Annotated in this window: 18 protein-coding genes and 2 riboswitches; of the genes, 7 read left to right on the top strand and 11 right to left on the bottom strand. The window is 67.2% G+C overall.

Translation table 11 applies throughout. The features are described from left to right. Positions 1–89 precede the first annotated feature (89 nt). Positions 90–512, top strand: coding sequence for a pyridoxamine 5'-phosphate oxidase family protein (locus ACPXCG_RS00625; protein ID WP_425788117.1), 423 nt, complete (start codon positions 90–92; stop codon positions 510–512). Between the two features lie 46 nt (positions 513–558). Here ACPXCG_RS00625 and ACPXCG_RS00620 read toward each other — a convergent pair whose 3' ends face one another. Both ACPXCG_RS00620 and ACPXCG_RS00615 read right to left on the bottom strand, forming a co-directional pair. Continuing rightward, the gene (locus tag ACPXCG_RS00620; RefSeq protein WP_425788115.1) at positions 559–1,356 is read right to left on the bottom strand and encodes a DNA-formamidopyrimidine glycosylase family protein; all 798 of its coding nucleotides are present in this window, start codon (positions 1,354–1,356) and stop codon (positions 559–561) included. Then, positions 1,349–5,971: an ATP-dependent helicase gene (locus tag ACPXCG_RS00615; RefSeq protein ID WP_425788113.1), complete on the bottom strand. Its 4,623-nt coding sequence runs from the start codon at positions 5,969–5,971 to the stop codon at positions 1,349–1,351. Before ACPXCG_RS00615 ends, ACPXCG_RS00620 begins: the two co-directional genes overlap by 8 nt. A gap of 38 nt (positions 5,972–6,009) precedes the next feature. After that, positions 6,010–6,140, top strand: a riboswitch (cobalamin riboswitch). Between the two features lie 38 nt (positions 6,141–6,178). Between ACPXCG_RS00615 and ACPXCG_RS00610 the strand changes: the two genes are divergently transcribed. From ACPXCG_RS00610 to ACPXCG_RS00595, 4 genes are all read left to right on the top strand, one after another. Continuing rightward, positions 6,179–6,406 carry a CbtB domain-containing protein gene (locus ACPXCG_RS00610; protein ID WP_425788111.1) on the top strand — a complete coding sequence of 76 codons (228 nt, stop codon included), beginning with the start codon at positions 6,179–6,181 and terminating at the stop codon, positions 6,404–6,406. A gap of 27 nt (positions 6,407–6,433) precedes the next feature. Then, complete coding sequence (locus ACPXCG_RS00605; protein WP_425788109.1) at positions 6,434–7,261, top strand: CbtA family protein; 828 nt, start codon at positions 6,434–6,436, stop codon at positions 7,259–7,261. A gap of 9 nt (positions 7,262–7,270) precedes the next feature. Further along, complete coding sequence (locus ACPXCG_RS00600) at positions 7,271–7,762, top strand: histidine phosphatase family protein (RefSeq protein ID WP_425788107.1); 492 nt, start codon at positions 7,271–7,273, stop codon at positions 7,760–7,762. Between the two features lie 99 nt (positions 7,763–7,861). Next, complete coding sequence (locus ACPXCG_RS00595; RefSeq protein ID WP_425788105.1) at positions 7,862–9,091, top strand: acyl-CoA dehydrogenase family protein; 1,230 nt, start codon at positions 7,862–7,864, stop codon at positions 9,089–9,091. Positions 9,092–9,106: 15 nt separating this feature from the next. On the opposite strand, the gene ACPXCG_RS00590 is transcribed toward ACPXCG_RS00595, so the two are convergent. The 5 genes from ACPXCG_RS00590 to ACPXCG_RS00570 form a co-directional block, all read right to left on the bottom strand. Then, the gene (locus ACPXCG_RS00590; protein ID WP_425788104.1) at positions 9,107–10,360 is read right to left on the bottom strand and encodes an Nramp family divalent metal transporter; all 1,254 of its coding nucleotides are present in this window, start codon (positions 10,358–10,360) and stop codon (positions 9,107–9,109) included. 116 nt (positions 10,361–10,476) lie between these two features. Then, positions 10,477–13,284, bottom strand: a complete 2,808-nt coding sequence (locus tag ACPXCG_RS00585) for a molybdopterin-dependent oxidoreductase (protein ID WP_425788102.1) — start codon at positions 13,282–13,284, stop codon at positions 10,477–10,479. Then, positions 13,281–14,099, bottom strand: coding sequence for an FAD binding domain-containing protein (locus ACPXCG_RS00580; RefSeq protein ID WP_425788100.1), 819 nt, complete (start codon positions 14,097–14,099; stop codon positions 13,281–13,283). The genes ACPXCG_RS00585 and ACPXCG_RS00580 overlap by 4 nt, the downstream gene beginning before the upstream one ends. Next, positions 14,099–15,448 carry an 8-oxoguanine deaminase gene (locus ACPXCG_RS00575; RefSeq protein ID WP_425788098.1) on the bottom strand — a complete coding sequence of 450 codons (1,350 nt, stop codon included), beginning with the start codon at positions 15,446–15,448 and terminating at the stop codon, positions 14,099–14,101. Before ACPXCG_RS00575 ends, ACPXCG_RS00580 begins: the two co-directional genes overlap by 1 nt. A gap of 102 nt (positions 15,449–15,550) precedes the next feature. Then, on the bottom strand, positions 15,551–17,020 hold the full coding sequence (locus tag ACPXCG_RS00570) for an MFS transporter (RefSeq protein ID WP_425788096.1): 1,470 nt from the start codon (positions 17,018–17,020) through the stop codon (positions 15,551–15,553). A 403-nt stretch (positions 17,021–17,423) separates the two neighbouring features. On the opposite strand from ACPXCG_RS00570, the gene ACPXCG_RS00565 reads away from it, so the two are divergent. Then, entirely contained in the window at positions 17,424–20,813 is a 3,390-nt protein-coding gene (locus ACPXCG_RS00565) for a pyruvate carboxylase (protein WP_425788094.1), read from the top strand. 95 nt (positions 20,814–20,908) lie between these two features. On the opposite strand, the gene ACPXCG_RS00560 is transcribed toward ACPXCG_RS00565, so the two are convergent. Both ACPXCG_RS00560 and metE read right to left on the bottom strand, forming a co-directional pair. After that, entirely contained in the window at positions 20,909–21,544 is a 636-nt protein-coding gene (locus ACPXCG_RS00560; RefSeq protein WP_425788092.1) for a nucleoside/nucleotide kinase family protein, read from the bottom strand. Positions 21,545–21,674: 130 nt separating this feature from the next. Then, positions 21,675–23,963, bottom strand: a complete 2,289-nt coding sequence (metE, locus tag ACPXCG_RS00555; protein WP_425788090.1) for a 5-methyltetrahydropteroyltriglutamate--homocysteine S-methyltransferase — start codon at positions 23,961–23,963, stop codon at positions 21,675–21,677. A gap of 151 nt (positions 23,964–24,114) precedes the next feature. Next, a riboswitch (cobalamin riboswitch) is annotated at positions 24,115–24,324 on the bottom strand. Between the two features lie 209 nt (positions 24,325–24,533). Between metE and ACPXCG_RS00550 the strand changes: the two genes are divergently transcribed. Continuing rightward, the gene (locus ACPXCG_RS00550; RefSeq protein WP_161059604.1) at positions 24,534–24,740 is read left to right on the top strand and encodes a cold-shock protein; all 207 of its coding nucleotides are present in this window, start codon (positions 24,534–24,536) and stop codon (positions 24,738–24,740) included. Between the two features lie 97 nt (positions 24,741–24,837). On the opposite strand, the gene ACPXCG_RS00545 is transcribed toward ACPXCG_RS00550, so the two are convergent. Then, positions 24,838–25,275 (bottom strand): DUF5994 family protein, encoded by a 438-nt coding sequence (locus ACPXCG_RS00545; RefSeq protein ID WP_425788088.1) that lies wholly within the window; start codon positions 25,273–25,275, stop codon positions 24,838–24,840. Positions 25,276–25,289: 14 nt separating this feature from the next. Beyond that, positions 25,290–25,421 (bottom strand): hypothetical protein, encoded by a 132-nt coding sequence (locus ACPXCG_RS00540; RefSeq protein ID WP_267628251.1) that lies wholly within the window; start codon positions 25,419–25,421, stop codon positions 25,290–25,292. Between the last annotated feature and the right edge of the window lie 84 nt (positions 25,422–25,505).

Genomic DNA, 25,505 nt, shown 5'->3' with positions numbered 1-25,505 from the left:
GTGATGTGTGATCGTCGAAAGTCGGGACCTTTGGCACTGTCGGCCCACCTCCTCCGCAGGAAGAATGGGTTATGACAGAAGGACGGATCATGGTCGACAACGTCGTGCAGGTACTCACCGACGACGAGGCCTGGGAACTTCTCGCAACCGTCGCACTCGGACGAATCGCGTTGAGTGTCAACGGTCAGCCGGACATCTTCCCGGTCAATTTCCACGCCGGTGAGGGACGGATCGTCTTCCGCACAGGTGAGGGCACCAAGCTCTCCGAGATCGCGGTCAACGAGAACGTCGCCTTCGAAGCCGACGACCACACCGCACTGAGGGGTTGGAGCATCGTCGCAAAAGGTGCTGCACGCGTGTTGGTTTCGACTCATGACATCGCCGCTGCCGACGAAATGCCCTTGCAACCGTGGACTCCCACGATCAAGTACAACTACGTCGAGATCTCGGTCGACGAGATCAGCGGGCGGCGCTTTCTGTTCGGTCCCGAGCCGGAACGGTATCCGGTCTGAATCGGGGGCGGGTACCGCACGTCACGGGACCACCGTCGCGATCTCGTCAGGTCTGACAGCCTGGGCAGAAGTAGATCACGCGATCATCGCCGATCGAGCCGAGTTGACCTCGCTCGATCGGCGTTCTGCATCGGCGGCACAGTTGCCCTTGTCGGCCGTAGACCCAGAGTCGTGCATTCGCCGCGGTCTGTCCGGTGGTGGTCCGGGCAGTGCGTGATCGGTTGGCCCACAACAGGCGTCTGCTCAAATCGACTGCCGCCGGCACATCCACATCTTGCACCGCCCGCGCGGGCAGCGTCCCGCGCAGAAAGCAGATCTCGCTGCGGTAGACGTTGCCGATGCCGGCCAGGAGATGTTGGTCCAAGAGGGCCGTGCCGATCGGATCGTCAGGACATCCCCTGATGCGGCGGATGGCTTCATCTCGATCCCAGTCGTCGGCGAGCAGGTCGGGTCCCAGGTGGCCGAGCGCCGATTCCGGATCGGCGGACAGCTCGAGGATGCCGAGATCGAATCCCACGGCCTCGGCCTCGTCGGTGCGGAGTACGACCCGCGCCTGGAACCCCGGTCGCCGCCATCTGCGGCCGACCGGGTGCACGTGCCAGGCGCCTTCCATCTTCAGGTGCGAATGGATGCTCACCGCACCGACATCCGGTCGGGTATCGTCCGGGCCCGCGACATCGATCAGCAGATGTTTTCCCCTCGACCGCACCGCGACGACGAGGCGGCCGGACAGATCGGTCGTGGCCAGCCGAGGAACACGGAACTGCGTGTACGACAACTGCCTGCCCGCCAGGGCTGTTCGAAGCCGAGCGGCGGTCGCGAAGACGGCGTCACCCTCAGGCATGCTGCCCGTAGCGCATCCGGAGACCGCGTGGCGTCGTCGCGAAACCTGCGGCCACCAGGATGCGCGCGAAATCGGACCGTAACGCCGGCTGCGAGTCGACCTGGTCGATCATCAAGCGGGACAAGCGCCCTGATCGTACGAGGGCGGCCAGGGCGCCCGCGGCCGACTCCAGCGCGGACGTCGATTCGCTGAAGGTCAGGACGGTCTTGCCGCCGCGCTCGACAAACACGACGAGCGCGCCGTCGACCAGCACCACCAGGGCGCCGGGCTTGCGCCCCGGCCGGTGACCGACGTCCTCGGACGTCGACGGCGGCCATTCCAGCGCGGCACCGAACGGGTTCGCCGGGTCGTTCGATGCCAGTACGACGGCGGAATTCTCGTGGCCGCGATCGATGAGTGCGTGCCGTCGCAGGTCGTCGACCGTGGCCGGAGATGCGAACTGCGCCCCACCGAGTCCGTCGACGTAGTAGCCCCGCCGAACCTGACCGTTGTCCTCGAACACGGTGAGAGCCTTGTAGATGCGGGCGAATCCGCCGGTGACACTCTCACTCACGACACTGCCGCGGGTGATGACTCCGTAACGGGCGAGGAGCTGTTCGCAGACGACCTGAGTGGCCACGGTGGGGTCGGGCTCCTGCCGTTCGAGCGCGAACCACCGGCCACTCGCCGTCGGGGCGACCGCCCGTCCGGTCGGATGCTCCGCGAGATAGCGCGTCGACAGGCGTTGCGCCCGTAGCCGGGGTGCGCGACCGCGTGAGCGGTGTGCGGGTGCCGATCTCGATGCCGACCCGCTGCGCCTCGATTGGGTCATCGCACGGACCGGCGCGAACGAATCGTTGCTGATCCGGCCCGACCAGACGAGGTCCCACAGCACGGTCTCCACCTCGGAAGCCGGTACAGGTGAGTCGGTTTCGGTGCTCACGGCGTCGGCCACCTGAGTGAACCGGAGGGCACCGCCGGGCTCGAGAACCTGCACGACCCGGTCCATCAGTGCGGTGGTGTCGATCTCGTCGGGCGGCGGCAACGTCAGTGGCGCGACGTCGGCGGGGTGCAGGGCGACCCATCCGTCCGAATTGCCGATGCGGCCGTGTCCGGACCAGATCACCTCACCCGAGCTCAGCAGTTCGTCGAGCATGGCGGGCTGGTACCCCCGGATACGCGCCGGCAGGATCAGGGATTCCCAGGCGGACGCCGGAAGTGGATATCCGGCCAACTGGTCGACAACCGTCGCCACGCCGTCGACACCGTCGAGCTGATCGTCGGCGGTGACGTGCTGCCATGAGGCCAGGAACCGTGCCAGCACGTCGGTCTCGACCGGGGCCACCTCGGCTCGGCTCGCTGCCAGGGAGCCACGCCGAATCTGGCCGAGTACGTCGGCGTGACACCACTGCGTGGCCCGCTGTCCCCCCGACGGTTCGGCGTCGGGGAGGAAGTCGCCCTCGACGACCCGCCGGTCGGCGGCGAGCCGGATCAGCGTGTCCCGGACCACTCCCACGGCCATCCCCAAGGTCTGCGCGGCCTCGGCGACGGTGAACGGTCCGTGCGTGCGTGCGTATCTACCGACCAGGTCGCCGACCGGGTCGGGCACGGGCTCGAGGTAGGCGGCCGGGATGCCCATCGGTGCGGGTACCCCGAGGGCGTCGCGAAGCCGTGCGGTGTCGTCGATCGCCGCCCACCGTGGCCGTCCGCCGTGATTGACGGAGATGATCTGCCCGGTCCGATGCAGGGCGGTGAGATGGTCGAGGGCCGGCTCCGCGCCGCGGTAGCGATCAGTGACGTCCTCGGTGCTCAGCGGGCCCAGCCAGCGCAGCAGGTCGATGATGTCTTCGGCGTCGCGGGCCTGCCGGTCGGGGGACAGACGCTGCAGGCGTGCGGTGACCTCCGCGATGACCGCGGGGTCGAGGAGTTCACGGAGATCGACCCGCCCGAGCAGTTGCGCCAGCAGGCTGGTGTCCAGTGAGAGGGCGGCGGCGCGTCGCTCGGCGAGCGGGGCGTCGTCGGCGTACATGAACGCACCCACGTAGCCGAACAACATGGACGCGGCGAAGGGCGACGGACTGGCGGTCTCGGTCTCGACGATCCGGATGCGGCGTTGCCGGATTCGGGTGAGCAGATCGACGAGGGCGGGTAGATCGTAGACGTCCTGCAGGCATTCGCGCACCGCTTCCAGCACGATCGGGAAGTCGGGGAACTTCGATGCGACGGAGAGCAATTGGGCGCTGCGCTGACGTTGCTGCCACAGCGGGGCGCGACGTCCCGGGTCTCGCCGGGGGAGTAGCAGCGCCCGCGCCGCACATTCGCGGAATCGGGAGGCGAACATCGACGAGTCGGCAAGGGCATCGGTGACGAGCTGTTCGATGTCGTCCGGATCGACGACGAAGACACCGGTCCCGGGCGGGTCGTCGTCGGTGTCGGGCAGGCGCACGATGATGCCGTCGTCGGATGCGGTGGTCGCACCCTCGATGCCGAGAGTGTTCTGCAGGCGTGCGGAAATCGCGCTCGCCCACGGGGCGTGGACGCGTAATCCGTAGGGGGAGTGCAGGATGAGACGCCAGTCGCCGAGCTCGTCGCGGAAGCGTTCGACGACGAGCGTGCGGTCGGTGGGGAGGTGACCGGTGGCCTCTTTCTGTTCGCCGATCAGGGCGGCCAGGTTGTCGCGGGCGAAGTCGGTGAGGCCGAGGCGTGCGGCATGCTCGGCGAGGGTGTCGGGATCGGCGACGGCTCCGGTGAACTTGCCGATGGCGGCGCCGAGTTCGGCGGGGCGGCCGACGGTGTCGCCGATCCAGAAGGGGAGGCGACCGGGCTGCCCGTAGGCGGGGGAGACCAGGACCCGGTCGTGCGTGATGTCCTCGATGCGCCAGCTCGTCGCACCGAGGGCGAACACGTCGCCCACCCGTGACTCGTAGACCATCTCCTCGTCTAGTTCACCGACCCTGGTGGACTTCTCGCCGACCATGAAGACGCCGAACAGGCCACGGTCGGGGATTGAGCCGCCCGAGGTGACGGCGAGCCGTTGCGCGCCCCGGCGGCCCGAGAGAGTCCCGGCGTCGCGGTCCCAGATGGCCCGTGGACGCAACTCGGCGAACTCGTCGGAGGGAAATCGTCCGGAGATCAGGTCGAGTGTGGCGTCGAACACCTGCCGACCCAGTTCGCGATACGGCCCTGCACGCCGTACGACGTCGAACCAGTGGTCGACGTCGAGGTCGTCGATCGCGACCGCCGCGATCGTCTGCTGGGCGAGGATGTCGAGCGGGTTCTGTGGGACCCGGAGTTCCTCGATCGCGCCGTCGAGCATCCGCTCGACGGTCACCGTGCAGTGGATGAGGTCGGTGCGGTGCTTCGGGAACAGCACGCCCTGCGAGATCTCGCCGACCTGGTGACCGGCCCGTCCGATCCGCTGCAGACCGTTCGCGACCGACGGTGGGGCCTCCACCTGGATGACGAGGTCGACTGCGCCCATGTCGATGCCGAGCTCCAGCGAACTCGTCGCCACCACACAGGCGAGGCGGCCCGACTTCAGATCGTCCTCGATCTGTGCGCGCTGTTCCTTGCTGACCGAACCGTGGTGGGCACGGGCCAGGACGGGTTCGGCGCCGGAGCTCGCGCCGCTGGCCATGACGAAGGCCGGTGCCCCGCCGGCGACGGTCGGATTGTGGGTGACCGGTGCGGCCGTACCCGTGGTTCGTTCGGCATGGATCTCGTTGAGCCGCGCGGTCAGCCGCTCGGCGAGCCGCCGCGAGTTGGCGAACACGATCGTGGCCCGGTTCTTCTCGATCAGGTCGACGATCGACGATTCGACATACGGCCACAACGAACCGGCGGTCGGCGAGAACGCGTCGTCGAGGTCGTCGCCGGCAGTCGACTCGGGCGGCGGGATGTTGGCCATGTCCTCGACGGGGACGTCGACGCGGAGGTCGAAGGTTTTGGTGGCCGGTGGTCTGACCACCCGGCACGGCGCTGCGCCACCGAGGAAGCGGGCGACCACCTCCGGCGGGCGGACCGTCGCGGACAGTCCGATGCGTTGCGCGGGTCGGTCGAGCAGTTCGTCGAGTCGTTCGAGGGTCAGCGCCAGGTGCGTGCCGCGTTTGGTGGCCGCGACGGCATGCACCTCGTCGACGATCACGGTGTCGACGTCGGTGAGGGTCTCGCGGGCGGCCGACGTCAACATCAGGTAGAGCGATTCGGGCGTGGTGATCAGGATGTCCGGCGGCGTCTTGACCAGCGACCGCCGCTGTGCCGGCGACGTGTCACCGGAGCGCACGCCGACGGTGATGTTCGGTTCGGCCAGGCCCAGTTCCTGGGCTGCCCGCGTGATGCCGGTGAGCGGTGCCCGCAGATTGCGTTCCACGTCGACGGCGAGGGCCTTGAGGGGGGAGATGTACACGACCCGGGTGGCGTGCTTCCGGTCGGGCTCCGCGGCCAGGCGGTCGAGTGCCCACAGGAACGCCGACAGTGTCTTGCCCGAGCCGGTCGGCGCGATGACCAGGGTGTTGTCGCCGTCGGCGATGGATTTCCAGGCCCCGGTCTGCGCCGGGGTCGGCTTGTCGAAGGCGCCGGTGAACCACCGCCCCGTCGGGGCGGTGAATCGATCGAGGACAGAGGCCTTGCGGGGCACATGGCCATCATCCCTCACGTCACCGACAGGCCCGGGTATACAGTCAACCCACACCAGTGCGCGGGAATCCGGTGGGACTCCGGAGCGGTCGCGCCGCTGTGATCCCGTTTGTCGTCGTCAGGATGCCTTTCGGGAGAGTCAGAATACCGCTCTGGTGACCATGTTCGACAACTCGATGGGACGCGAAATCCCAGGGAAAGGAACATCATGGCTTCGACCTCGTCGGCCGTCGCGGGTAAGGCTCGCGCACTCGCGGTGCCGGATCTGTCTGTCGTCAGTGCGGCCCTCTGGCTGACCCTCACCGTCCTCGTGGCGGCGTTGGCCTATTACTTCATCGGCTACGACCAGGGCGCCTGGTCGGTCTTCGGCACCGACACGCACATCCACGAGTTCGTCCACGACTCGCGTCACTTCCTCGGCTTCCCCTGCCACTGAGTCGCCAGGACAGGGAGACAACAGCACATGGAGAAGAAGTTCATCGGCGCGGGCCTGCTGTCGGGCCTGATCGCCGGAATCGTCGCGTATGTATTCGCCCGGCTGTTCATCGAGCCGCAGGTCGCCAAGGCGATCGACTACGAAGAAGGGCGCTCGCACGCCGAAGAGATGCTCGCGGGTGATCACGGTGCACACGAGCACGGAGAGGTCTTCACCCGTTCGATCCAGGAAAACATCGGCGCCGGCGTCGGCACGGTCGTGTTCGCAATCTGCATGGGCGCGTTCTTCGCGGTCGCGTTCACGATCTTGTGGGCCTACCTGGGCCGGCACTACCCGGCGACCGACCCTCGCATGGTGGCGGGCGCACTCGGCGTGATCGGATTTGTGGCCGTCTTCGGGGTGCCGTTCTTCGCCTATCCGGCCAATCCACCGGCCGTCGGCGACGCCGACACGATCGGCGCGCGCAGCGGCGCGTTCCTGACGATCACCCTGCTGTCGCTGGCGTTCGCGATCGCCGCGGTGGTGCTCGCCTTGTGGCTACGACCGAGACTGGGCGGGCTGCTGTCGGGTGTCGCCGCCACCATCGGGTATCTCGTGGCGGTGACGATCACCATCGCGTTGCTGCCCGCGTTCGACGAGGTCCCGGGCCCGGTCGCCAACGATTCGGGACAGATCACGTTCCCTGGCTTCCCGGGCGACGTGATCAGCGATTTCCGGGTCTACACGATCGCCAACCAGGTCATCCTGTGGACCGTGCTGACCGTCGTGTTCGCGGCGATCCTTGGACGTCTCGCCAGACCCGTGGTGACCGCGGATGCGACAACCGGCGACAAAATCGTCGCCGAGCAGGGCTGACAGCGGACATTGCTCATCGTCACCGCCGGCCGCACCGGTCCCAACCGATCGGTGCGGTTCGGCGGTGATCTGTCCCTGGACGAGCGGGGTCGCCGCGACATGGCATCGCTGGCCGCCTCGGCTCGAGACGTCGGTGTGGTGATCGGCGGTCCAGAACGGGCGACTCGTGAGTCGAGTGAGCTGCTGGGTGCCGTCCACTCCGTCGACGACAGGCTGGCGACGTTGGATGTCGGTGACTGGTCGGGGCGGATACCCGAGGAGATCGATCCCGACGACCTGCGGGCGTGGTTCACCGACCCGTCCGCACGACCCCACGGCGGCGAGGCGATCGTCGAGTTCGTCGAACGCATCCACCGGTGGCGCTCCGCCGTCGATCCGACGCCGGGTGCGTGCGTGGTCGCGATGCCGGTGGCCCAGGCGTTGCTGACCGCCGATGCGACCCAATACTTCTCAGTCGAGGTCCGCCCCGCGACGGTCTACGAGGTCGGCCCCGATCGATGAAACAGGATCGCCAGAGTGTCCCTTTACTTCCGCAATGACTCCTGACACAGTGTTCAGCAAGTAACTGAAACATGTTCTGATCTTGGGGAGTGTGCGGCGATGTTCGAGTGGTCCGAAGAAGACCTGATGGTCCGAGATGCGTTGCGAGCGTTCATCGACAAGGAGATCAAGCCGCACATCGACGAGCTCGAGACCGGCCAGCTGCCGCCGTATGACATCACTCGAAAGTTGCTGTCGGCCTTCGGGGTGGACGCGATGGCGAAAGACGGGCTGGAGAAGGAACTGGCCGCCGAGGCCGCCGGCGAGAAGGGCTCCGGTGGCGGTGGCGGCGGCATGGCCAATTCCATGTTCCTCATCCTGAACATGGAGCTCGCGGGCGTCAGCCTGGGTCTGGTGGCGTCCATGGGCGTCAGCATGGGACTCACCGTCTCGACCATCCGGGGCAAGGGCACGCTGGCGCAGAAGAAGCGCTGGCTCCCCGAACTCGTCACCATGGAGAAAGTCGGGGCCTGGGCGATCACCGAGCCCGATTCCGGCTCGGATGCCCTCGGCGGCATGAAGACAAGCGTCAAGCGCGACGGGGACGACTACATCCTCAAAGGGCAGAAGACCTTCATCACCAACGGTCCCTACGCCGACACGATCGTCGTCTTCGCCAAACTCGACGAAGGCAATGACACCCCGATCCGGGATCGTAAGGTTCTCTCGTTCGTCCTGGACAAGGGCATGCCGGGTCTGACCCAGGGCAAGTCGTTCAAGAAGATGGGCATGATGAGCTCGCCGACGGGCGAATTGTTCTTCGACGACGTCCGCGTGGGCAAGGATCGTCTGCTCGGCGAGACCGAGGACACCGGTGCCGACACCCGTGGTTCGGAAGGCGCCAAGGCCGGTTTCACCGCCGAGCGCGTCGGCATCGCGGCCCTGTCGCTGGGCATCATCAACGAGGCCGAGAGGCTGTCCATCGAGTACGCCAAGTCGCGCACGCTATGGGGACAGGACATCGGGCAGTTCCAGCTCATCCAGCTCAAGCTCGCCGAGATGGAGATCGCCCGAATCAATGTGCAGAACATGCTTTTCAGTGCCATCGAACGTGCCAAGGCCGGGAAGCCGCTGAGCCTGGCGGAGGCGTCGGCGATGAAGCTGTATTCATCGCGGGCGGCCACCGAGGTGGCCATGGAGGCCGTCCAGCTGTTCGGCGGCAACGGCTACATGTCCGAATATCGGGTGGAACAGCTTGCCCGCGATGCGAAGTCACTGATGATCTATGCGGGAAGCAACGAGATCCAGGTGACGCATGTGGCCAAGGGGTTGCTGCGTCAGGGTCGTTGAGCGCGCAACGCCCGATCATGTGCCCATGAGGGTGAGCACGATCAGCGCGACGTTGAGAATGACGATCAGGATCGCGGTCACACCCGCTCCGAGGCGCAACGCGCGCGAATCGGCGAACTCGCCCATGATCTCGCGATCGGCGGTGAGGCGGCCGAGTGGGATCACGGCGAACGGGATACCGAAGCTCAGAACCACCTGACTGATGACGAGCGTCCACGTCGGGTCGACCCCGGTGGCGAGAACGAGCAGTGCCGGGACGAGGACGAGGACGCGGCGTAAGAAGATCGGGATGTGGACGCGGAGCAGGCCGGCCATGATCGATGCGCCCGCATAGGACCCGACAGACGTCGACGCCAGGCCTGAGGCCAGCAAGCCCACGGCGAAGACCGTCGCCACCGTCGGACTGATCGAGTCGCTGACTGCTGCGTAGGCGCCCTCGATACTGTCGGTTCCGGGGATGCCGCGCAGGTTCTGGGCCGCCAGCAACAGCAGGCCGATGTTGACCACTCCCGCGATGGACAAGGCCACGATGACGTCCCACCGGGTTATCCGGATCAGCTGACGTCGCCGTTCGGGCGTCGTATCCGTCCCATAACGGTCGATCACGAGCGACGAATGCAGGTAGATGGCGTGGGGCATCACCGTGGCGCCGAGCATGCTTGCCGCGAGCAGCACCGTGTCCGGACCGTCGAGGCGGGGGAGCAGGCCGCCGAGTACATCGGACGCGGGTGGCGGGTCGATGATCAGGCCGACCAGGAACCCGACGACGATGATCGCGAGAAGCGTGACGATCACTGATTCGAAGATCCGCTGTCGTCGGCGGTTCTGTAGCAGCAACATGAGCATCGACACGGTCCCGACGATCAGCCCACCGATCGCCAGTGGCAGGTCGAAGAGCAGCTGCAATGCGATCGCTCCGCCCACCACCTCGGCGAGGTCGGTGGCTGCCGCGACGATCTCGGCCTGCACCCAGAATGCGAGGCGATAGCGCCGGGAAAGGCGGGAGCCGAGCAGCGCGGGCAGGCTCCGCCCGGTCGCGATGCCGAGCTTGGCGGACTGATACTGGATCATCATCGCCATGAGGTTGGCCATCACCAGGACCCAGACCAGCAGGAAGCCATAACGAGCTCCGGCCGTGACATTGGCGGCCACGTTGCCCGGGTCCACGTACGCGATCGCGGCGACGAAGGCAGGCCCGAGCAATGCGACGTTGCGCAGGTGTCGGCGCGATGCCGACGAGGCATCGGAAGCCGAGCGCACGAGCGTCATGATCGAAGCCTGACACAGCCGGGCGCCAGGTTCAAACGGTACGAACAAATAATTTCGGGTACCCGAAAACTAGTCGTGGGAGTAGCGGTTGCACCAGGTGGATGGGTTCCCGTGATTCAGTCGGTGGAACAGACTTGCTGCACCATGCGCCAGACCCGATCACGCGACATCGGTAACTCGTGCGGGCGGACGCCGATCGCGCGCCGGATCGCGTTCGCCAGTGCCGGGGCCACCGGGTTGTAGGGCGATTCGCTCATCGACTTCGCGCCGAACGGCCCGAGGTCGTCGGAGGTCTCGGCGAAGTAGACCTCGGTGGTCGGGATGTCGGCCATCTGTGGCACCCGATAGGTGCGGAAGACCGGGGTGATGACGCGCCCGGCGCCGTCGAGCATGATCTCCTCATAGAGCGACGAACCGATCGCCTGTGCGACACCACCTTCCACCTGACCGAGGCACTGCTGGGGATTCATGACGGTACCCGCGTCGGCGGACTGCACCGACTGCAGGATCACGACGGCACCGGTCTCGGTGTTCACCGCGACCCGAAAGGCGTGCACGTTGAACGCGATCGACCGGAGGTCGCCGTTCTCCACACCGGTCGCGACGATCCGGTCGGCGACGCGTGACTCGCCGTCGACGGCGTCGAACATCTCGCGGAACGAGATCAGGCGTTCGCCGATCATTGCCCCGTCGGGGGTCAGGAGCACGCGATCCGGTTCACTGGCGGCGACCTCGGCGGCTGTCCCGATCAGCTTCTCGCGCAGTGAGATACATGCTGCATGGAGTGCCTTTCCCGCGACGGTGATGCCGGCCGAGGCGAACGCGCCCGTGTCGTAATCGGCGGCGTCGGTGTCACCGTGGCTCAGCCGGATCCGGTCGGGCGTCGTGTCCAGTGCGGTCGCCGCGATCTGGGTGTGCACCGTGGTGGTGCCGTTGCCGAACTCGGATGTGCCGATCCCCACGTAATACTCGCCGTCGGCGTCCACGCCGACCCGGACCCGGGAGATGTGACCGCGTGGGGCCATGGTGGCGATGGCCGCCAACGCCATCCCTTCACCGACACGCCATTGCGGTCCTGCCGGCGCCTCGACGCCGTTGCCGCGGACCAACGCCGACTGGGCGAGGTCGAGACACTGGTCGAGACCGTAACTGCCGTAGAGCAGATCGGGTTCGGGCTCGGGATGGGTGATGAGGAGCGGATCGCCGTCGGCGACGGCGTTGCGGCGGCGCAGCTCGAAGGGATCCACATCGAGGGACACCGCGAGTTCGTCGAGCGCGCTCTCCACCGCGAAGATCACCTGCCCCAGCCCGTAGCCACGGAAGGCGCCCGACGGCGGGTTGTTGGTGTACACGACCTCCGCGTCGACCCGCTTGATCGGGCAGTTGTAGACCGAGATCGACTCGGCGCACGCGTGGAACATGACCCCGACCGCATGGTTTCCGTAGGCGCCCGTGTCGGAGAGGACGTCAATCTTCAGCGCGGTCAGTCGGCCGTCGGTGTCGGCCCCCAGGTCGACGGCCACGCGGAACGGGTGACGGTAGGTGGTGCGGGTCATCTCGTCGGTGCGGCTCATCTCGTAGCCGCAGGGTCGGCCGGTGCGCAGCACGGCGAGCGCGACCAGATCTTCGGTGAGCAGTTCCTGTTTGCCGCCGAACCCCCCGCCGACACGGGCCGTGAAGACACGGATCCGGTCGACGTCGAGATCGAGGAGGTGGGCCAGTTCGGCGCGTACGAGGAACGGGACCTGGCTACTGGTTCGGATCACCAGACGTCCGTCGTCGTCGAGCAGGCCGATACTGCCGTGCGTCTCCAGCTGTGCGTGGGAGACCCGGGCCGTCGACCAGCTGCCGGAGACGGTCACCGTCGACCGGGCCAGGGCAGCATCCACATCGCCCCCGAAACCATGGTGGAAGTCGGCGATGGTGTTCCGGTCCGCGTGGTTGACGCGATCGAGTGCGGTGCGATCCGGATGGATGCGCGGCGCGCCCGGTCGCCTGGCCTCCTCGGGATCGAAGACGGCGGGCAACTCCTCGTAGGTCACATCGATCAACCGGCAGGCCTGCTCTGCGGCGGCCGCGGTGTCGGCGACGACAGCGGCGACCCGCTGTCCCACGAACCGGACCACCGGATCGAGGATCAGTGTGTCGTCGGGGTCGTCCTCGCGGTGTTCGTGTCTCGCCGAGGAGAACCGACGGCCGGGGACGTTCTCGTGGGTGAGGATGAGTGTGACACCGTCGACCCGCTCGGCGGCCGAGGTGTCGATCGACACGATGCGCGCATGGGGGAGAGGCGATCCGAGCACGTGCAGGTAGGTCATCCCGGGAACCGCGACGTCGAAGGTGTATGGCTCGGTACCGGTGACCACGCGTCGGGCCGCCGGCGGGTTGACCGATCGGCCGACGCTCCCGGTCGCGGACACCGGGGTGCTGTGGGCGAGGATCGTGTTGCTGTCGGCGAGATTCAGGTTGCTGTCGGCGGGGGTTTGGTTGCCGTCGCCGAGGACTTCGGTGATGGCGTCGCGGATGGCCCGATAGCCCGTACATCGGCACAGGTTGCCCTTCATCTTCCGGGGCAGGTCGGTGAGGTCGTCGGGGTGCAGTGTGGACGCTGTGACGATCATCCCCGCCGTGCAGAATCCGCACTGGAAGCCGAAGTTGTCGATGAAGGACTGCTGCATCGGATGCAGATCGTCGGGCGTCCCGACTCCGGAAGCCGTGGTGACCGAACGGTTCTCCACCCGCTGGGCCGGATAGATGCAGGAATGGACAGGGGTGTCGTCGACCAGTACCGAGCAGGCTCCGCAGTCACCGGCATCGCAGCCTTTCTTCACCTCGAAATGCGCGGTGTCCCGCAGCAGGGTGCGCAGACACTGGCCCGGACGTGGCTCCGCCTCGTGCCCGGCCCCGTTCACCGAGAACCTCATCGGGTGACCCCGTCCACGAGTTCGATCCGGATCTCTTCTGCCAGAACAGCAGACACCGCTCGTCGCCAGTCGGCCGCGCCGAGTGGATCGGTGTAGTAGCCGTCGACGGCCGAGACGTCCCGGCGCAGTCGGGCCGTCGACGGCGGCGACGGATAACGCAGGACGACCGGTCGAGCCGTGGCCGCGGTGATCCCGACGACCACCGAGTCGTCCTCGTCGAGACGACCGGTGATCACGGCGCCGGACCGTCCGAGTTCGGCCAGGGCGATCTTGCGGAATGCGGTGGCCGCACGCATCGAGCTTCCGGGGATGTCGACGGCGCGGAGTACCTCGCCGTCGGCGAGCAGGGTGGTGCCATTTCCGATGACGAACTCCGCCACCGGGATTCGTCGATCGGTCCCGTCCGGGCGCCAGACCTCGGCGACCCCGTCGAGTCCGGCCGTGAGCGAGACCATCGCAGCCGCCGCGTATGCGCGGCAGATGTTGCCGCCGACGGTGGCCACGTTCCAGATCTTGAACGACGCCAGCAGTGCGTTCGCGCATGCACCGAACAGCGGTTGCGCCCGCCATCCAGGACGCGCGGGCAGCGCAGCGAGTTCGGCGATCGTGCAGGTGGCTCCGATTCGGAGTCCGCCGTCGGTGAGGTATTCCAGTGCAGGCCATTCCATCTCGGACAGGTCCACGATGCCGGAGGCATCCATCTGGGGCTCGGAGAAGAACCACGTGCCCCCGGCCACCAGTCGCTCGCCGGGGGCGAGGTGCAGATCGTCGCGGGTGTGGGCGAGGCGATAGCCGGCGATGGTATTGAGGTCCATCAGGACGCCCTGTCGATCAGACGGCGATGCTCTCGGGCCACCTCGGCGGCGACCGCGTCGGTGTCGGCGGTGAGCATGGTGCCGTCGCCGACGATCCGTCGTCCGTTCACCCAGGTCCCGACGATCGGCGGGATGGCGCCGAGCACCAGCGCAGCCACCGGATCGTCGATACCGCTGTGCGCGACCGACGACAGATCCCACAGCACGAGATCTGCCAGTTTGCCGACCTCGATCGACCCGGTATCGGCGGCCCGGCCGAGCACCCGGGCCCCACCGATCGTCGCGAGTTCGATGGCGGTGCGGGTGGTGAGGGCGGTGGGCCCGCCCCGGGCCCGTGCCATCAGCACGGCCTGATGGGCCTCCTCGAGAAGACGGCACGACTCGTTGGACGCCGCCCCGTCGACGCCGAGGCCGACCGGGACGCCGGCGTCGACGAGGTCGCGGGTGCGGCAGATGCGGTTGCCGAGACGGGCATTGGAGGTGGGGCAGTGCGCAACACCGGTCGCGGTGGCAGCGAGCCGGGCGATCTCGTCGTCGTCGAACTCGACGCCGTGTGCGAACCACACATCGTCGCCCACCCAGCCCACCGACTCCATGTATTGCAGTGGAGTGCAACCGAAGTGCTCGTCGCAGTAAATGTTCTCGTCGAGCGACTCGGCGAGATGGGTGTGCATCCGGACTCCGAGTTCGCGTGCCAGTACCGCAGATTCGCGCAGCAGGTCCGTGGTCACCGAAAATGGTGAGCACGGCGCGAGCGCGATACGCAGCATGGAATCGGCCGACGGGTCACGCCACCGGGACACCGCATCGGCGCTGGCCGCCAGGATGTCGTCGAGGCCCTGCACCACCGAGTCCGGCGGCAGTCCGCCGTCCTTCTCGGATAGGTCCATCGATCCCCGGGTGGGATGGAATCGGAGCCCGATGGTCTGCGCCGCGTCGATCTCGGCGCCGAGCAGGTCTCCGCCCTCGGCTGGGAACACATAGTGATGGTCGGTGGTGGTGGTGCAGCCGGACAGAGCCAGCGAGGTGAGGCCGCCGAGGGCCGCCGTGCGCACCGCGTTCTCATCGATTCCGGCCCAGATCGGGTACAGGGTGGTGAGCCACTGGAACAAGGTGTGGTCAGCGGCGAGACCGCGGGTGATCCACTGATAGAGGTGGTGATGCGTGTTGACCAGCCCCGGCGTGAGAACGTGCCCGCGCCCGTCGATCCGGACGGTGTTGTCGGGCAGCGAGGGTGGAGGTTCGCCGACCGAGACGATGCGCTCGCCGTCGATCAGCACCGACGCCTGCGGGAGTTCGCGACGTGCACCGTCGACGGTGATGACATGCGTGTTCTCGATCAGGGTCATGCGGCGCTCAGAACGAGGAGAGCGAGCCGAGTCGCTGCTGGGGGACACTCGCGACACGCTACGACGCTTGTGTCACAGGCGCATGTCGAGTGAGCCCCATGGTCAGACCTCCTCGACGAACAGCGGGCGGCTGGGCGGGATGGCCAGCGCCAGTGCGGTGGCCAGCCCGCAGGCGCCGAGCGAGATCGCCGACGCCCAGAGATAGCCGCCCTCCGCGGGCACCGTGACGGCGCCGCCGTCCGGACCGGCCACGGTGACCATCGACCACGTCAGGATCATGCCGACCACGGCTGCCGAGGTCGAGGTTCCGACCACGCGCATGAGCGCGTTGACCCCGTTCGCCTCGCCGGTCTGCTCGACGCGGACGGCGCGCATGATCAGGGCGGGCATCGCCGAGTACGCGATCCCGAGACCCGCTCCGATCAGGCAGGCGACAATCAGCATGACCCACCACGCCAGCGCCCACGAACCGGCGATGGCGACGATGAACACGACGTAGCCGACCCCGATGACCGCTCCACCGGTGGCCAGCGAGACCCGCGGGCCGAACGCGCGGGTGAGGTGGGCGCTGACGTGTGAGAACACGAACATCAGCAGGCCGCTGGGCGCCAGCACCAAACTCGCCGTGAGCATGTCGAGCCCGAGGCCATTCGGGCTCGAGGAGGGCGCCATCAACAGCTGGATGGGGATCAGCTGCATCGAATAGAACGCGAACCCCGTCGCCACCGATGCGATGTTCGTCAGCAGCACAGGTCGTTCGATGGCGAGGGACAGGTCGATGAGCGGATTCGCTCGGCGGCGTTCGACGAACCACCAGCCGATGGCCACCAGGACGAATGCGGCGAAGAGCCCGAGGGTGAGCGGATCGGCCCATCCCCATACCGAACCCTTCGACAGCGGGAGGAGGAGACAGCTGAGGATCGTGGCGAGGCCGAGGGCACCGAAGAGATCGAAGCGTCCGCCGGTGCGTGAGCGGGATTGCGGAACGGTCAACGCGATGCCCACACCGCCGGCGACAGCGGCAGCGGCGCACGCCCAGAACAGGGCGTGCCAGCTGACGTGCTGCGCGATGGCCGCGGCGAACGGCAGGCCCAGGGCGCCCCCGATGCCGAGCGAGGCGCTCATGGTGCCTACCGACGATCCGAGATGCCGTGCCGGCACGATGTCGCGCATGACGCTGATGCCCAGGGCGATGGTGCCGAAACCCAGGCCCTGCAGCGCGCGCCCGAGGAGAAAGGGAACCAAGGAGGCAGACAGCGCGCACACGACCGAACCGGCTGCCACGCAGCCCATGCTCACCAGGAGCATGAGGCGTTTCCCGTACATGTCGCCGAGCCGGCCGCCGATCGGCGTGATCACGGCGCCGACGAGCAGCGTGATGGTCAGTGCCCACGAGGTGTCGGATGGGGCGGCGTCCAGCAGGAGCGGCAGCTGGGGGATCAACGGCACGATGATCGTCTGCATCAGGGCGACGACGATCCCGGCCGCACACAGGACGGTCACGGCGAGCCGCGGATGCCCCTCCGGGACGGCGGAAGGCGAGCCGGTCTGCTCATCCAGCGGCCTGCTCATCGCACTCACGCTTCACGCACCTCCGATGGTTACGCTATCGATCCGGGTCCAATCGGAGAAATCGGATATGTCACCCAGTGACAGGGTGGCCGACGTGGCCGAGGTCGGCGCATGAGGTCGCGTGCGAGGCGGGTGTCGTGAGGACGCGTACCTGCGCGTCCGCTCATCGGGCGAAGACCGAGCGATAGTTCGGTGATGTTTCCGAGAACGCACAGGTCAACGCCACTATTGTGAGCAGGCCTCGCTGCGTGGGATTGGCCGCTGTTTCTGTCTCCCGATGCTTCGGGGCCGACGTCGGCCCAGTATTCTTGGGCCACCCAGCTTGTAATGGATGCGGTCAGCGGGTGCGTTCGACAGCAACAATCAACGGGCGTGCTCCGGCGCACTGACGAGAGAGAGCCAAGTGTTCGACAAAGTCCTGGTGGCCAACCGCGGCGAGATCGCGATCCGCGCCTTCCGAGCAACCTATGAACTCGGGGCCAGAACGGTCGCGATCTTCCCCTACGAGGACCGGAATTCGGTTCACCGTCTCAAGGCCGACGAGTCCTACCAGATCGGGGTCCCCGGCCATCCTGTTCGGGCCTACCTGTCGGTCGACGAGATCGTCGGTGCGGCCGTTCGGTGTGGCGCGGATGCCATCTACCCGGGTTATGGATTTCTCTCGGAGAACCAGGGGCTCGCGGCGGCGTGTGCCGAGGCGGGGATCACCTTCGTCGGGCCCTCGGCCGATGTGTTGGAGCTGACGGGCAACAAGGCGACCGCGGTGGCCGCGGCCAAGGCCGCCGGCCTGCCGGTGCTGGCGTCGTCGGAGCCGTCGGCCGATGTCGACGAGTTGTTGCGTGCTGCGGCGGACATGCACTTCCCCGTGTTCGTCAAGGCGGTGGCCGGTGGTGGTGGCCGGGGGATGCGTCGGGTCGCGGAGCCCGACGACCTCGCCGAAGCGATTGCGGCGGCCTCGCGCGAGGCGGATGCGGCGTTCGGGGATCCGACAGTGTTCCTGGAGCAGGCGGTGGTCAATCCTCGCCACATCGAGGTGCAGATCCTGGCCGACACCCATGGCAACGTGATCCATCTGTTCGAACGGGACTGCAGTGTGCAGCGCCGCCACCAGAAGGTGGTGGAGCTGGCTCCGGCGCCGAACCTCGATCCGGCGTTGCGCGAGAAGATCTGCGCGGATGCGGTCGCGTTCGCCACCCACATCGGCTACACCTGTGCCGGCACCGTCGAGTTCCTGCTCGACGAACAGGGCCGGCATGTGTTCATCGAGATGAATCCGCGGATTCAGGTCGAGCACACGGTCACCGAGGAGATCACCGACGTCGATCTGGTCGGTTCGCAGTTGCGGATCGCGGCGGGGGAGTCGTTGCCCGATCTGGGACTGACCCAGGATCAGATCAGCATCCGCGGCGCGGCGATGCAGTGTCGTATCACCACCGAGGACCCGGCCAACGGGTTCCGGCCCGACGTCGGCCGCATCACCGCCTACCGCAGTCCCGGCGGTGCCGGGGTGCGATTGGACGGCGGCGCGGTCCTGGGCGCCGAGGTGAGTGGCCATTTCGATTCAATGCTGGTGAAACTGACTTGTCGCGGAAGGGATTTCGCGACGGCCGCACGCCGGGCGCGACGGGCGGTCGCGGAGTTCCGTATCCGCGGTGTCGCGACCAATATCCCGTTCCTGCAGGCCGTGCTCGACGATCCGGACTTCCGGGAAGGCCGGGTCACGACGTCGTTCATCGAGGAGCGGCCGGCGCTGTTGACATCGCGATCCTCGGCCGACCGTGGCACCAAGATCCTGTCCTATCTGGCCGACGTGACCGTCAACAAGCCGCATGGTGAGCGGCCGACGAAGGCCTACCCGCGCGACAAGCTGCCCACCTTGGATCGGTCCACCCTGGCCTCACCGCCGGACGGGTCCCGTCAGCGTCTGCTGGCACTCGGTCCCGACGGGTTCGCCGCGGATCTGCGTGACTCGAAGCGGCTGGGCGTCACCGACACCACCTTCCGCGACGCCCACCAGTCGTTGTTGGCCACCCGGGTGCGCACCAGCGGACTGATGATGGTGGCGCCGTATGTGGCGGCGTTGACGCCGCAGCTGTTGTCGGTCGAATGCTGGGGCGGCGCGACCTACGACGTCGCGTTGCGGTTCCTCAAGGAAGATCCCTGGGATCGGCTGGCGCAGCTGCGTGAGGCCATCCCCAACATCTGTCTGCAGATGCTGCTGCGCGGGGCGAACACGGTGGGTTACACGCCGTATCCGACCAAGGTGACGACGGCGTTCGTCGCGGAGGCGACCGAGGTCGGGATCGACATCTTCCGGATCTTCGACGCGCTCAACAATGTTGATCAGATGCGTCCGGCGATCGACGCGGTGCGTGAGACCGGCACCGCGGTTGCCGAGGTGGCGATGAGCTACACCGGCGATCTCGCCAACCCCGACGAGAATCTCTACACCCTCGACTATTATCTGCGGTTGGCCGAGCGGATCGTGGAGGCCGGTGCTCATGTGATCGCGATCAAGGACATGGCGGGTCTGCTCCGGGCGCCGGCCGCGGCCACGCTCGTATCGGCGCTGCGCAGCAATTTCGATCTCCCCGTGCACGTGCACACCCACGACACCCCGGGCGGTCAGCTCGCGACCTACCTCGCGGCGTGGCAGGCGGGTGCGAGCGCGGTCGACGGTGCGAGCGCGGCGCTGGCCGGCACGACCAGCCAGCCGGCGTTGTCGGCGATCGTCGCGGCGGCCGCCCACACCGACCGTGACACCGGCATCGACCTCAAGGCGGTGTGCGATCTGGAACCGTATTGGGAGGCGTTGCGAAAGGTGTACGCGCCCTTCGAGTCCGGGATTCCGGCCCCGACCGGCCGGGTGTACACCCACGAGATTCCGGGCGGGCAGCTGTCGAATCTTCGCCAGCAGGCGATCGCGCTCGGGCTGGGCAATCGATTCGAGGCTGTCGAGGAGGCCTATGCGGCTGCCGATCGGATGCTCGGCAGGCTGATCAAGGTGACACCGTCGTCGAAGGTGGTCGGCGACCTCGCCTTGGCGCTGGTCGGACGCGGCATCACCGCCACCGAGTTCGCCTCCGACCCGTCGGCCTATGACATCCCGGATTCGGTGATCGGCTTCCTGCGCGGCGAGCTCGGTGACCCCGCAGGCGGATGGCCGGAGCCGCTGCGCAGTATCGCGCTGCAGGGGCGTGGTGAGGCCCCGCCGCCGGAGACGCTCACCGACGACGATTCCGCGGCGCTCGACGCGCCCGGGCGTAAGCGGCAGGAAACGTTGAACCGCTTGCTGTTCCCGGGACCCACCAAGGAGTTCGAGAAGCACTACGAGGAGTACGGCGACACGTCGCGGCTCTCGGCGAATCAGTTCTTCTACGGTCTGCGCTATGGCGAGGAGCATCGTGTCGAACTCGAACCCGGCGTGGACCTGCTGATCGGGCTCGAAGCGATCAGCGAGCCCGACGAGCGGGGGATGCGCACGGTGATGTGTGTGCTCAACGGCCAGTTGCGTCCGGTGTCGGTGCGCGACGGTTCGGTGGACTCCGCGGTCGAGGCGGCCGAACGGGCCGACCGCTCCAACCCGCACCACATCGGCGCCCCGTTCGCCGGGGTCGTGTCGTTGAGCGTGGACGTCGGCGACGAGATCGCCGCGGGTGCCGCGATCGGCACCATCGAGGCGATGAAGATGGAGGCCACCATCACCGCACCGCTCGGCGGCAAGGTGGCCCGCGTCGCCGTCGGCGCCGTCACCCAGGTCGCGCCGGGGGATCTGCTGATCGAGATCGGCTGATAGAGATCGGCTGGGCGCACCGCGCACCAACACCCGGAACTCCCGGATACACGCAATGTTCCGTGTGTATCCGGGAGCTCTACGCGTGCCGTCGGTCAGACGAAAGGGACGGTGCCGTCGATGACGAGATCCGCGCGATCCCGGGTGCCGGCGACGAGTGCGGCGTTCGGCCCGTCCACGTTCGCGACCCAGTCACGCGCGGCTTCCGGTGATTTGCCCGCGGCGACATGGCGGGGGAGCAACCGTTCGCGGCGTAGGTTCGCGGGCGTATCCACGTAGTACAGCCGGGTGAGCAATCCGGCGACCGGTGACCAGCCTCCGTCGTCGAGGGCGAGGTAGTTCCCCTCGGTGACGAGGAGGGTTGCTGTCGCCGGGAGTACGAGCGCCGCGGCGATCGGCTCGCCCGCGGTGTGGTCGAAGCCCGGGGCGTAGATGTTGCGGTCGGCGCCGATCGCTCGACTCAGCAACGCGACGTAGCCGTCGGCGTCGAAGGTGTCGGGTGCGCCCTTGCGGTCCGACCTGTTCAATTGCGTCAGAACGGTGTTCGACAGATGGAATCCGTCCATGGGCAGGTACCCGACGAAGCCGTCGCCGTGCAGCCGGCGGTAATACTCGGTGAGTGCGCGTGCGAGCGTGGTTTTTCCCGAACCGGGCGGTCCGGTCACGCCGACCACGATGCGCTCGCCGGTACGGGCGGCGAGCGCATCGTCGAGGTCGGCCAGGACGGACACAGGGGAACGATAGCCCGGCAACTCGCGTGGCTCGCGCCCCAGGACACTTCTGGCCGCACCTTCGTGTTCCGGCCAGGAGTCGAAAGTGCGGCCACAATCCGAAGGTGCGGCCAGAACCGGATGGATCCGATCAGGTGAGTGATGCCCGAACGACCTTGGCCGCCGCGACCATGTTCGTCAGTGACGCGACCACCTCGTCGGTACCGCGCGTCTTGAGCCCGCAGTCGGGATTCACCCAGAGGCGTCTGACTTCGACGGCATCCAGCGCCGAGGACAGCGACTTCTCGATCTCACCGGCGTCGGGAACCCGTGGCGAGTGGATGTCGTACACGCCTGGCCCGACACCGTTGGAGAATCCCACGGCGTTGAGGTCGTCGAGGACCTCCATGTGGGAGCGCGCCGCCTCGATCGATGTGACGTCGGCATCGAGCGCGGCGATGGCCCCGATCACCTCACCGAACTCCGAGTAGCAGAGGTGGGTGTGGACCTGGGTGGAGTCGTCGACACCCGCGGTGGCGAGCCGGAAGGCCGTGACCGCCCACTCGAGGTACGCCGGCTTGTCCGCGTTCCGCAGGGGTAGCAGCTCGCGCAGTGCGGGTTCGTCGACCTGGATGATGCCCGCTCCCGCGCGTTCGAGGTCGACGGTCTCGTCGCGGATCGCCAACGCTATCTGGGATGCCGACTCCGAGACTGGCTGATCGTTGCGGACGAACGACCACGCCAGAATCGTGACCGGACCGGTGAGCATGCCCTTGACCGGCTTTTCGGTCAACGACTGTGCGTAGGTGATCCAGTCGACGGTCATCGGCGCGGGCCGGGACACATCGCCGAACAGGATCGGCGGGCGGACGCAACGGGTTCCGTACGACTGCACCCACCCGTTGGCGGTGGCGAAGAACCCGTTGAGCTGCTCGGCGAAATACTGCACCATGTCATTGCGTTCGGGCTCACCGTGCACCAGCACGTCGAGGCCGATCTTCTCCTGCAGGGCAACGACATCCGCGATCTCGGCGCGCATCCGGCGCAGGTACTCGTCCCGGTCGATCGCGCGGGACCGCAGCGCGGCGCGGGCCTTGCGGATCGCCACGGTCTGCGGGTAGGAGCCGATCGTCGTGGTGGGCAGCACGGGCAGACCTAGTCGCAGGTTCTGCTCGGCGATACGGCCCGCCGCGTCGCCGCGGGTCACGTCTGCGTCGGTGACGGCGGCGAGCCGATCACGAACTGCATTGTCTCGTAGCCGGGTGTCGGTGTCCCGCGTCGCAAGTGCTGCCCGACACGCGTCGAAAGCCTCGGTCTCGGCCTCACGGCCACTGCGAAGCGCGCGCGACAACGTCGCGACCTCGCCGAACTTCTCGGAGGCGAAGGCGAGCCAGCCGCGCAGATTCGGATCGAGCGAGTCCTCCTCGGCCAGGCTGTACGGCACATGAAGCGTGGAGCACGAGGTGGAGACCGCGAGATCACCCGCCGAACCCAGCAGCGTGCCGAGAGTCGCCAGCGCACGATCGAGGTCGGTGCGCCAGATGTTGCGTCCGTCGACGACACCGGCGACGAGCAGCTTCTCCGACAACTCGGGGACCGCGGCCACCGTTGCCACGCTGCCCTCGACCAGGTCGACGGCGATGCCCTCGACTTCGGTTCGGGCGAGCGCTGCCAGCGAATGGCCGGGATCGCCGAAGTAGGTGGCGACGAGGATGGCGGGACGCCGGGTCACGCGGCTCAGTCGTGCGTAGACGGAGCCGGCCAGGTCGGGTAGCCCGTCGACGACGTCGGTCACCAGGGCGGGCTCGTCGAACTGCACCCACTCGACCCCGGCGTCGGTGAGGCGGTCCAGTAGTTCGGCATACAGCGGCACGAGATCGTCGATACGGGTGATCGGCACCGGTCCGTCACCCACTGCTTTCGCCAACGCCAGGAACGTGATCGGTCCCACGACAACCGGCCGGGCCACGATGCCGGCACCGTGCGCCTGCGCCACCTCGGCGAGCACCTTGTCCGGGCGAAGGGCGAAGGTGGTCTCGCTCGAGATCTCCGGTACGAGGTAGTGGTAATTGGTGTCGAACCACTTGGTCATCTCCAGCGGCACGATGTCGGCAGTTCCGCGCGCTGCCGCGAAATAGCGGTCCAGCGGGTTGTCGATGAGGGCGACTCGCGGTGGCAGTGCGTCGAGCATCACCGCGGTGTCGAGTATCTGGTCGTAGTAGGAGAACGTGTTGACCGGGATGGAGTCGATTCCGGTGGCGGCGAGCTCTTCCCACGAGCGGCGGCGCAGATCTGCGGCCGCTGTCTCGAGATCGGTGGCGGTGACCCGGTTTGCCCAATAGCCTTCGATGGCGCGCTTGAGTTCGCGATGCGGGCCGATGCGGGCCGTGCCCAGTGTGGTCGCGGTGAACCGCCGAGCGGATTGGTTCGGTGAAGACATGAGAGTTGTACTCCTGCAAACGATACGGAAGGTCCGCCGCCCTGCAGGGGCAGTCGAGCGAGCAAGCGTCGAGGATGCCGGAATCCCGGACATCGCAACCTCACCAGTTCGACCTGCGCCCAGTCCACGAGACGGCGAGCCACCGGACGCGGCGCGTCCGGTACACCTGGCAGGTCTTCGGGCTCATCGGCGGGCCTTGCCCAGCAACTGCTGAGCGGAGGCATTCCTACTGACCGTCGCTTCCCGGACCAGGGTCCAGTGCATCTGACGGCGGTCGTTCCGACTTACCGCTGCGGGACAGCTCCGGATTCTCACCGGATTCCCTCTTCGTCGGTATCCGTCCAGGACGCCGACGTCGACGCCACCCAGTGGTAGGGCTCAACATGTCCCTCGAGTGGCGAACCAACTGCGTCTTCCACCGTAGCGATGACGGTCGTCGGGCCAACACACGGGACGCCGTCAGACGGTTCACCTTCGTCACGGTTATCTCAAACGTCACAAAGTGTGCGATGATGGTCTCGCGAGTGCCACATGGCTCTCGTGTGCAAAATAGAGAGAAGTACCAGCATCATGGCTCAAGGAACCGTCAAGTGGTTCAACAGCGAAAAAGGCTTCGGCTTCATCGCTCCCGACGACAGCACCGATGGTGACGTTTTCGTTCACTACTCGGCCATTCAGGGCGGCGGATACCGCAGCCTCGAAGAGCAGCAGCGCGTCCAGTTCGAGGTCGAGCAGGGCCCCAAGGGCCCGCAGGCGACCACTGTGACCGCCATCTGACCACAGTCTTCAACAACGAACGCCGCTCGGGTTTCCCGGGCGGCGTTCGTTGTTGTGTCACAAAGCATGTGGCACTACTCCGGCGGCACTGACCGGGTCAGCCGACGGGGTTCGAGTCGGTGGCGCCGCACTGCAGCGCGGCGCGTCGGAGGATTCGCTGGGCGTCCCGGTACAGGTGGCTGTGCTCGGAGCCCGGTGAGCTCGTGCACTGACCGGCCTGCCGCAACAACGTGGCGGCCAGCGCTGACTGGGTCCTGGGCGGAATGACGAGCAGGGTCACCTCGGCGTGATCCGCGGTGATCGACATCAGCGGCAACATGTCAGGCGAATTCTCGGAGTCGAATCCGGGATAGCGCGCGAAATTGCGCCAATTCACGTCGATGCGGGTGATGGTCCCGAGCCTGCTGCGGCCGGCCGCCTGCAGGGCGGGAAGCTCCTGCGAGATCTGCGATGTGTAGGGCAGCCATGCCCCGGCGATCGGGAGTGTGAGGTCGGGTGCGAGTTGGAGACGGGTCGGACCGAGTGCGAGTGGCACGGTCTCGCCGCCGCTCAGTCTCGCCCGGCGGAGTAGGGGTTGTCCTGTGCGTCGGAGAACTGGAGCTCAGAGGTGGCCGTGGTCGCCTGCACGGCCGCATGAGTGGTGTCGGTGCAGTGCGAAAAAAGGTTGGAATCGTTGGACATCGGATATCCGTTCGGAGAGGTGATCGGTGGAGTCCGGCTCGAGAGCGTCGATCCACCGCCGACTCGGTCCGCGCGATTGCGTGG

Source organism: Gordonia sp. DT218 (assembly GCF_049847105.1).
In the GTDB taxonomy this organism is placed as follows: domain Bacteria; phylum Actinomycetota; class Actinomycetes; order Mycobacteriales; family Mycobacteriaceae; genus Gordonia.
This window is presented reverse-complemented; position numbering and strand designations above follow the sequence as displayed.

Excerpts from the sequence above, each read along its gene's own strand:
- ACPXCG_RS00605 (WP_425788109.1), top strand. The coding sequence starts at position 6,434 with ATGGAGAAGAAGTTCATCGGCGCGGGCCTGCTGTCGGGCCTGATCGCC.
- ACPXCG_RS00625 (WP_425788117.1), top strand. The coding sequence starts at position 90 with ATGGTCGACAACGTCGTGCAGGTACTCACCGACGACGAGGCCTGGGAA.
- ACPXCG_RS00620 (WP_425788115.1), bottom strand. The coding sequence starts at position 1,356 with ATGCCTGAGGGTGACGCCGTCTTCGCGACCGCCGCTCGGCTTCGAACA.
- ACPXCG_RS00590 (WP_425788104.1), bottom strand. The coding sequence starts at position 10,360 with ATGACGCTCGTGCGCTCGGCTTCCGATGCCTCGTCGGCATCGCGCCGA.
- metE (WP_425788090.1), bottom strand. The coding sequence starts at position 23,963 with ATGTCTTCACCGAACCAATCCGCTCGGCGGTTCACCGCGACCACACTG.
- ACPXCG_RS00585 (WP_425788102.1), bottom strand. The coding sequence starts at position 13,284 with ATGAGGTTCTCGGTGAACGGGGCCGGGCACGAGGCGGAGCCACGTCCG.
- ACPXCG_RS00540 (WP_267628251.1), bottom strand. The coding sequence starts at position 25,421 with ATGTCCAACGATTCCAACCTTTTTTCGCACTGCACCGACACCACTCAT.
- ACPXCG_RS00575 (WP_425788098.1), bottom strand. The coding sequence starts at position 15,448 with ATGACCCTGATCGAGAACACGCATGTCATCACCGTCGACGGTGCACGT.
- ACPXCG_RS00550 (WP_161059604.1), top strand. The coding sequence starts at position 24,534 with ATGGCTCAAGGAACCGTCAAGTGGTTCAACAGCGAAAAAGGCTTCGGC.
- ACPXCG_RS00595 (WP_425788105.1), top strand. The coding sequence starts at position 7,862 with ATGTTCGAGTGGTCCGAAGAAGACCTGATGGTCCGAGATGCGTTGCGA.
- ACPXCG_RS00610 (WP_425788111.1), top strand. The coding sequence starts at position 6,179 with ATGGCTTCGACCTCGTCGGCCGTCGCGGGTAAGGCTCGCGCACTCGCG.
- ACPXCG_RS00580 (WP_425788100.1), bottom strand. The coding sequence starts at position 14,099 with ATGGACCTCAATACCATCGCCGGCTATCGCCTCGCCCACACCCGCGAC.
- ACPXCG_RS00570 (WP_425788096.1), bottom strand. The coding sequence starts at position 17,020 with ATGAGCAGGCCGCTGGATGAGCAGACCGGCTCGCCTTCCGCCGTCCCG.